This window comes from Streptomyces sp. NPDC006265, assembly GCF_040613555.1.
Classification (GTDB): domain Bacteria; phylum Actinomycetota; class Actinomycetes; order Streptomycetales; family Streptomycetaceae; genus Streptomyces.
Genome location: NZ_JBEXSH010000328.1, coordinates 1 through 8,970 on the forward strand (window position 1 = coordinate 1; position 8,970 = coordinate 8,970).

Annotated in this window: 6 protein-coding genes; 2 read left to right on the forward strand and 4 right to left on the reverse strand. The window is 71.9% G+C overall.

All coding sequences use genetic code 11. The annotated features are described in order from the left end of the window. The 4 genes from ABZ281_RS24860 to ABZ281_RS24875 all read right to left on the reverse strand — a co-directional run. Positions 1 to 591 (reverse strand): methyltransferase domain-containing protein (locus ABZ281_RS24860; protein ID WP_356658801.1); only part of this gene is annotated, 591 nt, incomplete at its 3' end. Positions 592 to 713: 122 nt separating this feature from the next. Next, positions 714 to 3,134, reverse strand: a complete 2,421-nt coding sequence (locus tag ABZ281_RS24865) for a SpoIIE family protein phosphatase (protein ID WP_356658803.1) — start codon at positions 3,132 to 3,134, stop codon at positions 714 to 716. A gap of 164 nt (positions 3,135 to 3,298) precedes the next feature. After that, positions 3,299 to 5,683: an MFS transporter gene (locus tag ABZ281_RS24870; protein WP_356658805.1), complete on the reverse strand. Its 2,385-nt coding sequence runs from the start codon at positions 5,681 to 5,683 to the stop codon at positions 3,299 to 3,301. A 156-nt stretch (positions 5,684 to 5,839) separates the two neighbouring features. Next, positions 5,840 to 6,283: an SRPBCC family protein gene (locus ABZ281_RS24875; RefSeq protein WP_356658807.1), complete on the reverse strand. Its 444-nt coding sequence runs from the start codon at positions 6,281 to 6,283 to the stop codon at positions 5,840 to 5,842. Positions 6,284 to 6,452: 169 nt separating this feature from the next. Between ABZ281_RS24875 and ABZ281_RS24880 the strand changes: the two genes are divergently transcribed. Then, positions 6,453 to 7,517 (forward strand): Rv2578c family radical SAM protein, encoded by a 1,065-nt coding sequence (locus ABZ281_RS24880; protein ID WP_356658809.1) that lies wholly within the window; start codon positions 6,453 to 6,455, stop codon positions 7,515 to 7,517. Positions 7,518 to 7,677: 160 nt separating this feature from the next. Further along, the coding region (locus ABZ281_RS24885) for an alpha/beta fold hydrolase (protein ID WP_356658811.1) at positions 7,678 to 8,970 on the forward strand (1,293 nt) is incomplete at its 3' end.

Genomic DNA, 8,970 nt, shown 5'->3' on the forward strand with positions numbered 1-8,970 from the left:
GGTGTGAGTCGGGGGGTTAGGAGCCGAGCCTGATCTGTGGCTGTTCGCGTGTAGCGCGTCCGTCGGCCTCCACGGGCCAGGCTGCGCCGGGTCCGCTCGCACTTCCTCGCCGAGGCGGCGAAGTTCCACCAGGCAGGCCCGGCCGCGGTCGCCGACCAGCGTGGCGATGCCGTCGATCAGCGTCTGCCGGTCGTCCGGCTCGCACTGGTGCAGGACGCCCCGCGCATAGACGTTGGTATCGCCGAGTTCCGCGTGCAGAGCCTGGACCTCGTCCTTCTCGGCGGCGTCCAGCTGCCGGTAGGCGGCCTGCCCCGCCGGATCGGCCCGCCGGGCGTGGCCGAGGGCCGCGGCGGACAGGTCGACGCCCAGGACCCTCGGGAAGCGGTCGGCGAGGTAGCGGGTCTGGGTGCCGTTGCCGCAGCCGAGGTCCACCAGCGGCAGGGCCGGATCGGCCAGGTACGGCTCGAACAGGGCGAGATGCGGCCCCACGGTCAGGACCGGTTCCGCGTCCCAGAACACCGCCCCCGGTTCGGCGGACGCCTCCCGCCAGAACGCCTCCCACGCCTCCCGGTACCGACTCGTCACGCTCATGGCCCACTCCCCAGGGTGCGAACGAATCCCGCCATGCGGCGGGCGAGTCCGGTGTATCGCGCTCCGGCCCCGGCCACAAGAACGCGGCACGTACCTTCACGCCCCGTTCGGCCCGGGGGTGTTCAGCGGCGCGGCAGCGTCAGCTCGAACCAGACCGTCTTGCCGGTGTTGGTACGGCTGGTCCCCCACTCGCGGGACAGCGTGCTGACCACGCGCAGGCCGCGTCCCGCCTCGTCGAGCGGGCCCGCGCTGAGCAGGGTCGGCAACTCGTGGTCGTCGTCCTCCACCTCGCACAGCAGGGTGTCGCCGCGGACCAGACGCAGTGCGACGGGCCGGCCGTGCGAATGCCGTACGGCGTTGGTGACGAGTTCGCCGGTCATCAGCTCGGCCGGCGCGACGAGTTTCGCCAGGCCCCAGTCGTGCAGTTGCTCGCGGACCGCCGCGCGGGCCCGGCTCACCTCGGCCGGGTCGAGGGCGAGGCGCCATTCGGCCACGTCGTCCGGCTCGATGCCGCCCAGGCGGGCCATCAGCAGCGCCACGTCGTCCTTGCGGCCGCCTCGTGTGTTCAGGGCGCGGATGATGGTGTCGCAGGCGTTGTCCATGGACGCGGCCGGGTGGGCGGCCGACTCGCAGAGCGTCGCGAGGCCCACCCCGATGTCCTCGCCGCGCACTTCGACCAGGCCGTCGGTGCACATCACCAGCCGGTCGCCGGGCTCGACGCGCACCCGGATCGCCTCGAAGGGCACCCCTCCGACGCCGATGGGCGCGCCCGTGGGCAGGTCAAGCAGTTCGCTGCGGCCGTCCTCGGCACGGACCAGGACGGGCGGGATGTGCCCGGCGTTGGCGAGGTGGAGTTCGCTCGTGATCGGGTCGTAGACGGCGTAGAGGCAGGTCGCGAGGTAGCTGTCGCCGAGGCGCTGGGCGAGGTCGTCGAGGTTGCGCAGCAGCTGGGCGGGCGGCAGGTCGAGCCCGGCCATGGTCTGTACGGCCGTCCGCAACTGGCCCATCATCGCGGCCGAGTTCAGGCCGTGGCCCATGACGTCGCCGACGACGAGGGCCGTGCGCCCGCCGTGCAGCTTCACCGCGTCGAACCAGTCGCCGCCGACCCGGCCGAGCAGGGTGCCCGGCAGATAGCGGGTGGCGATGTCACAGCCGGTCATGCGGGGCGGGATGTGCGGGAGCATGCTGTCCTGGAGCGTCTCGGCGACGTTCTCCTGGAAGGTGTACATGCGGGCGTTGTCGAGCACGAGGCCCGCGCGGGCGGCGAGTTCGGCGCCGGTGACGCGGTCCATGTCGTTGAAGACGGGCCGCTCCGGGTGCCGCAGCAGGATCATGAAGCCGAGGACGACGTTGCGGGCCTTCAGCGGCACGACCAGCATCGAGCGGCCGGTGATGAGGGGCCGGATGTCGCGCTTGTCGAACTGCGCGGCGATGGCGTGCCCCATCTCCTCGTTGATGCGCGGCACGAGGACGGGTTCGCCGCTGGTCATGCACTGGAAGAACGGCGTGTGCGCCGGGAAGGGCATGGCCTCGCCGACGGGGACGACGTCGTCCCAGCGGCCCGGTTCGTCGGTGTGCTCCAGGGCGACCCGGTGCCACAGCGTGGTCGTGTCGGGCACACCGTCCTCGAATGCCTCGCCGGCGACGACCTGTTCCCGCAGGTACGTCCCGGCGACATCGGTGAAGCGGGGCACGACGGCCCTGCTGACCTCCACGATCGTGCGGGACAGGTCGAGGGAGGTGCCGATGCGGCCGCTGACCTCGTTGAGGAACTCCAGGCGCTCACGGACGGCGGCGTACTCGAGGTCCTCGCCCTCGTCCCGCGGGTCCGCCGGCACGGGTTCGCCGGCGGCCAGGGCCCGCGCGGCCCGTTCACGGCGCGCCTTGCGTTCGGCGCGCCGGGCCACGCCCCAGTCGGGGGTGACGGGCACCCGGTCGTGCTGGCTGAACTCCAGGATGGGGTAGCCGAGTTCGAGGATCTGAGCGGCGATGCGGGCGCTCTCGCCGACGCTCATGCTGGGCAGGATCTCGGGGAGCCGGCGGGCGAGGTCCTCCGTCCCGGGGAAGTCGGTGTGCAGCGCGAAACCGGGCGCGATCCGCTCGAACGCCCCGTCGCCGGCACGCAGTCCTTCGGCGTCGGCGGCCAGCACGAGCAGCCGCTCGGGCCCGGGGCCCACCAGCGGGTAGGCCCACCACAGGACGTCGACCCGGCCGTCCCCGGACGCGGTGAGCCGGGCGCGGCCCGCGGCCGGGTAGGAGAGCCCGCCGTCGAGGGAGGATTCGAGGTCGGGGCCGAGACCGCCACCGGCGGCGTACGGGGCGGTGTCCCGTGCGTCGGGCAGGGCGCCGGAGACGGGGAGCAGGTCGAGGGCGGTGCGGCCGATCGCCTCTTCCTTGGGGACGCCGAACAGGCGCCGTGCGCCGCGGCTCCAGTGGGACACGAGGCCGTCGCGGTCGACCACGACGACGGCCAGGGGGACGCGGCCGGGCTCGGCGGGTTCCGTGACCGTGTCCTGTCCAGCCCTGTCGGTGCCATGGTCCATGGCCAGGCCCTCTCTCCCCACGGACGCAAGATCTGTGCCGGCGTCTCCACCGTACGGCTCCCGCCGGTGGCGATGTGAAGCATTGCGGGAATTGCCCGCGCGGGGTTCGTACCGGCGTACGAACCCGCGCGCCGCTGCCCGTTCGGTCCGCGGCCGGTGCCGGTTCAGTCCTCGTGGCTCAGCTGGAGATCCCGCTCCGTACGGCCTCCTCCGGCGACCTGGAGCACGGTGGCGACGGGCGGGTATCCGGCGGCGATGACGGTGTACTCCCCGGAGGACAGGTCGACGAAGCGGAACGTGCCGTCGGCGCCCGTGGTGAGGGTGTCGACGACGTTGCCCGCCACGTCGAGCAGCGTCACGCGCGCGTCCTCGACGGGTCGGCCGCCGCCCGCCCGGACCGTGCCGCGCAGCACGGCGCCGCCGGCCAGCTCGATGTCCCGGCGGGTCTCGCGGGCGGCCTGGACGGTGACGGGGAGCGCGGCCGGGCGGAAGGCGGGCGCGCTGGCCGCGAGGGTGTACTCGCCTGCGACGAGCTCGGTGATGACGTAACCGCCCTCCCGGCCGCTGCGAGTGGTGGCCACGACCTCGCCGTGCACGTTGGTGAGGGTGACGGTGGCGTCCCGTAGGGGCGTGCCGTCGGCGGTGACCACGGTGCCGATCAGGTTTCCGGCGCCGCCGAGGACGATGTCGAGCTCGACGGGGCGTTCGCCGACGGTCACGGTGACCGCCTGCGGCTGGTGGCCGCCGGCCGCGGCGATCAGCACGTACGAGCCCGGGCCGGGGGTGGCCAGCGCGTAGCGCCCGTCCTCTCCGCTCGCGCCGCGCCCGGTCTGCTGCCCGGTGACGTCGATGAGCGTGAGTGCCGCGCGGGGCACGACGGTCCCGTCGTGGTGCTGGACCGAGCCGCACACGGGCACGCCCGCGGTGTGCGCGGCGCGGGCCTGCGGGACCGGGGCGCTCCCCGGCGCCGTGTCCGGGCCGGTGACGGAGGCGTTGTGGGACACCAGGGGTTTCTCCTTGAGGAAGAGGGCGATGCCCAGTCCGAGGACGAGCACCGGCACCAGGTAGAGGAAGATCCGCGGCATGGCGTCGGCGTACGCCCGGATGTAGTCGTCGCGCAGGGCCGGGGGCAGCGCGCGCACGAGCTGCGGGGTGAGGGACTCGGGGTCCGGCAGCCCGGCGCGCGCGGGAAGCCGGTCGGCGAGGGCGTCGGCGAGCCGGTCGGCGAACAGGGTGCCGAAGACGGCGGCTCCGACGGTGCCGCCGATCTGCCGGAAGTAGTTGTTGGCGCCGGTGGCGGTGGAGAGGTCGGCGGTGCGCGCGGAGTTCTGCACGGCGAGGGTCAGCACCGGCATCACCATGCCGATGCCGGCGCCGAGGACGGCCATCCAGATGCTGTAGTGCAGCCGGGGCGTGCCGACCTCCAGGCGCGACAGCAGCCACATGCCGGTGACGGAGAGGGCGCCGCCGAGGATCGGGTAGGCCTTGTAGCGGCCGGTGTGGCTGACGAACTGGCCGGCGATGACCGAGGCGCCGACGATGCCGGCCATCATCGGCAGCATGAGCAGGCCCGACTCGGTGGCGGAGGCTCCGTCGACCATCTGCAGGTACGTCGGCAGATAGCTGGCGGCGCCGAACAGGCCCACCCCGATCACCAGGCCGACCAGGCCGGTGACGTTGAAGACGGAGTCCCTGAACAGCCGGAGGGGGATGAGGGGTTCGACGGCGAAGTGCTCGGTGACGAGGAAGAGGACGGTCGCCGCCGCCGCTCCGGCCGCGAGGCCGAGGATCATGCGCGAGTCCCAGGCGTACTCGGTGCCGCCCCAACTGGTCAGCAGGACCAGGCAGGTGGAGGCGGCGGTCAGCAGCAGCGCGCCGATGACGTCCAGCCGCCCCCTGGCGGCCGGCTTGGGGAGCTTCAGCGTGACGGCGACGACGGCCAGGGTGACCAGGCCGAAGGGGACGTTGACGTAGAAGCACCAGCGCCAGGAGAGGTGGTCGGTGAAGTAGCCGCCGAGCAACGGTCCGGCCACGGAGGCGAGGCCGAATGCGGCGCCGATCAGGCCCATGTAGCGGCCGCGCTGCCGGGGCGGCACGATGTCCGCGATGATCGCCTGGACGCCGATCATGAGGCCGCCGGCGCCGACCCCCTGCAGGGCGCGGAAGGCGATCAGCTGGTCCATGGTCTGAGCCCGGCCCGCGAGCGCGGAGCCGGCGACGAAGACGACGATCGCGAACTGGAAGACGCCCTTGCGGCCCAGCAGATCGCCGAGCTTGCCGTAGATCGGCAGTCCGACGGTGGCGGTGAGCTGGTAGGCGGTGATCGCCCAGGACATCCGGTCCAGGCCGTGCAGCTCACCGACGATCCTCGGCAGCGCGGTGGCGACGATCATCTGCTCCAGGGCGGCCAGGAGAAGGGCCGGCAGGAGAGCGGAGAAGATCAACCGCACCCGGCGCGGGCTCGGTCGGGTGTCCGGATCCGGCAGGGGTGCGGGGATGTCGGGAGGCGCAACCGCCGGTTCGTCCTGCGCCAGAGTGATCCCGCCCACTCACCGCTCCCCTCGTCGCGCTGCCGCACAATTCCCGCGTAAAAGCGACAACTACGAGCAAGCGCGACGAGTTACGGCACAGGAGCGAGCCGTACGGAGATCACTCGAACCGGTGAGGAGCGCAACACCCCCTGGGGCTTTGAGCCTTGGGGCGGGCTACTTCTCGACCTCGGCAGCGAGCTTGGCGAGCATCGCATCGTAGATCCGGCCGAGGCCCTTGGGTGCGAAGGTCTTCTCGAAGAAGCCGCCGATGCCGCCGGCGCCGGTCCAGGTGGTGGTGACCACGACCCGGGACGTGCCCTCGCCGGCCGGTGTGACCCGCCAGGTGGTGACCATGGAGGAGTTGCGGTCCTTCTCGACCAGCTCACCGTCGGTGGGCTCGCCGACCTCCAGGAGGCAGTCGCGCACACGCTTGCTGGTGGCCTGGAGCTTCCAGTGGACGAGGGTGCCCTCGCCGTCGCCGCCCTCCCGGACCTCGTACTCGCTGAACTGCTCGGGCAGCAGCTTCGCGCGCGTGCCGCTGTAGTCGGCGAGGGCGTCGAACACCGTCTCCGCGTCCGCCGCGACGATCCGCTCCGTAGTGGCCTCGACCTGCGCCATCGCTTTCCTCCAGGACTGGTTGCTCGGGGGTCGGGGCAAGCCAACCACCCCGCCGCCCGGCCCCCCAAATCGGGGTGGCGCAACCTGGTCGAACACGTTCGGAAAACACCCTCGCACGATCAAGGGAACATGTGTTCTATTCTGTGGTCAGTGCTACCGAGGAGGCGTCATGCGCTGGGAGAACCTCACATCGGACTCCGAACACAGCCGGGCCGATGCCGCGCTGTTCGGCGCGGACGCGGTCACCACGCGTACCTTCGACACGCCGGAGTTCGGCGGGATCACCTTCCACGAGATCCGGGCCCGCTCGATCATCAACCGGGTGCCGGCCGTCTCGCGGATGGCGTTCCAGTGGACGGTCAACCCCTACCGGGGCTGCTCACACGCGTGCGTGTACTGCTTCGCGCGCAAGACGCACAGCTACCTGGACCTCGACACGGGCCTCGGCTTCGACAGCCAGATCGTCGTCAAGACCAACGCGCCGGAGTTGCTGCGCCGGCAGCTCGGCTCGCGCCGCTGGCAGGGCGAGCACATCGCGATGGGCACCAACGTCGACTGCTACCAGCGCGCCGAGGGCCGCTACCGCCTGATGCCGGGCATCATCGCGGCGCTGCGCGACCACGCGAACCCCTTCTCGATCCTGACCAAGGGCACGCTCATCCTGCGCGACCTGGACCTGATCACGCAGGCGGCGCAGGTGACCGACGTCGGCATCTGCGTGTCGGTCGGCTTCACCGAACAGGAGCTCTGGCGCACCGTCGAGCCCGGCACGCCCGCGCCGGAGCGGCGCCTGGAGGTCGTGCGCACCCTGGCCGAACACGGCATCGGCTGCGGGGTGCTGATGGCGCCGGTGATCCCGTTCCTGGGCGACGCGCCCGCCCAACTGCGCGCCACCGTACGGGCGATCGCGGCGTCCGGCGCCACGTCCGTGACGCCGCTGGTGCTGCACCTGCGGCCCGGCGCCCGTGAGTGGTTCATGGCCTGGCTGGGACAGCACCACCCGTACCTGGTGGCCCGTTACGAGCGGTTGTACGCGGAGGGCTCCTACGCCCCGAAGTGGTACCAGCGGCGGATCACCCGTCAGGTGCACGAGCTGGCCGAGGAGTACGGCATCGGGCCGACGCGCGCGGAGGTGCCACGGCGGATCCGGCCCGCCGAGGCGGCCGAGGAGCCGCCGGTGTCGGGGCCGACCCAACTCTCCCTCCTCCAGGAGAATTCGATTTCCTCCTGGTGAGTTCGAGGCCTGCGCCCCCTTGCGGGCATTCGAGCGCATCTGAAGATCCAATCGGGTCATGAGCTTTACGGAATGAGTTCTTCCGGGAGCGGCTTCCGGGACGATGCGGCGAGGACGGTGACCCTCGCGGTCCTTCATCCCGCCGTCCTGGGAGGACTCCATGAGAAAACGCGCAGCCGCGCTGTGCGGTGCCGCCGTCGTCATGGCCGGGACCTTCACGGCCGTTCCCGCCGAGGCGAGCGCACCCAGCACAGAGACCACCACGCAGACCGCGAAGCTCACCTGGAAGAGCTGCGCCACCGAGGACCACGCGACGCTGCAGTGCGCGTCCCTGAAGGTGCCGCTCGACCACCGCAGGCCGCACGGGGAGAAGATCACCCTCGCCCTGTCCCGCGTCCCGCACACCGCCCGGACCTTCCAGGGCCCGCTGCTGGTCAACCCCGGCGGTCCCGGCGGCAGCGGCCTGACGCTCGCCGGGTTCGTCGCGTCCTCGCTGCCCCCGAAGGTCGCGGCCCAGTACGACGTCATCGGCTTCGACCCGCGCGGCGTGGGAGCGAGCAAGCCCGCGCTGGACTGCAAGCCGGGCCACTTCGGCCCGGTCCGCCCGGACTCCCTGCCGACGACTCCCGCGATCGAGCAGGCCAACCTCGCCCGCGCCAAGTCCTTCGCCGCCGCCTGCGGCAAGAAGTACGCACACCTCCTGCCGTACATCGACACCGCCGGCGCCGTCCGCGACATGGACGCGATCCGGCAGGCCCTGGGCGCGAAGAAGATCAACTACTTCGGCTACTCGTACGGCACCTACCTGGGCGCCCTCTACGCCAAGCTCTTCCCCGAGCGGGTCCGGCGTCTGGTCCTCGACTCCGTCGTCGACCCGACGGAGGTGTGGTACGAGGCCAACCTCAACCAGGACGTCGCCTTCAACGACCGCCACCGCGCCTTCCTGGCCTGGGTCGCCGAGCACGACACCACGTACGGGCTGGGCACCGATCCGGAGAAGATCGAGGCCACGTGGTACGCGATGCGCACGGCCCTCGCGAAGAGGCCGGCGGGCGGCACGGTGGGCGCCTCGGAGCTGGAGGACACCTTCATCCCGGGCGGCTACTACAACGGGTACTGGCCGAACCTCGCCGAGGCGTTCGCGGCGTACGTGAACGACAAGGACCCCGAGCCGCTGGTGGAGGCGTACGAGGACTTCGGGGCCGTCGACGCCTCCGGCGACAACGGCTACAGCGTCTACACCTCGGTGCAGTGCCGGGACGCCGACTGGCCGCGCGACTGGCGGCGGTGGCGTGAGGACAACTGGGCGGTGTACGAGAAGGCGCCGTTCATGACCTGGAACAACGCCTGGTACAACGCGCCGTGCGCGTTCTGGCCGACGGCCTCGCTGCGCCCCGTGAACGTGGCCAACGGCAAGCTGCCGCCGGTCCTGCTGTTCCAGGCGACCGGCGAC